This is a genomic window from Protofrankia sp. Cr2 (assembly GCF_963555885.1).
Lineage (GTDB): Bacteria > Actinomycetota > Actinomycetes > Frankiales > Frankiaceae > Protofrankia.
Map to the genome: position 1 here is coordinate 15,793 of NZ_CAUVXG010000084.1, position 538 is coordinate 16,330.

Annotated in this window: 1 protein-coding gene; it reads left to right on the top strand. The window is 65.4% G+C overall.

Annotation, left to right across the window (positions count from 1 at the left end):
- The coding region (locus U9978_RS22795) for a hypothetical protein (RefSeq protein ID WP_322763194.1) at positions 1-200 on the top strand (200 nt) is incomplete at its 5' end.
- Positions 201-538: the final 338 nt, after the last annotated feature.

The window sequence follows — 538 nt, forward strand, 5'->3', positions numbered from 1 at the left end:
AGCCTGGTGTGCGTGAGGCTACGGGCCTGGATGGTATCGGCGATCTTCGGGTCGAGTGGTCGGGATCCCTGGGATGCGGTGCGCTGCGGAACAGTGCCGAACGGCCGGCCGTTGCCGGGCTCTGTGTTCCGCGGAACGCACCGGTCGCTTGGCTGTTGTGGACGAGCCTGGCGAACGCGGTGCAGATGTCGATTTGGTAGCAGGGGGCTCCCGCTGGTGCCACCCGGGGCTGGGAAGGATCTCGATTTTCTGGCGCATTGTCGCCGATTATGTCAGGGTATATTACCCTATGAATACGATCGTGAGCGTGTGGTCGATGATTGTTCTCGGTGGTCGGTGCGGATGCGGGGAGGTCCGTGGTGGGTGCCTGGGGTGTGCTGGAGTTGGACGGTGATCCGACTCCGGGTGATCCGGATGCGGTGCGGGGCATGGCCGTCCGGTTGCGTGGCCAGGCTGAGCTTGCCGAGAGCGGGACTGCGCGGTTGCGGGCGATCGCGGGCAGTGGTGGTGACCTGGCGATGGTCGGTGACTACGCGCC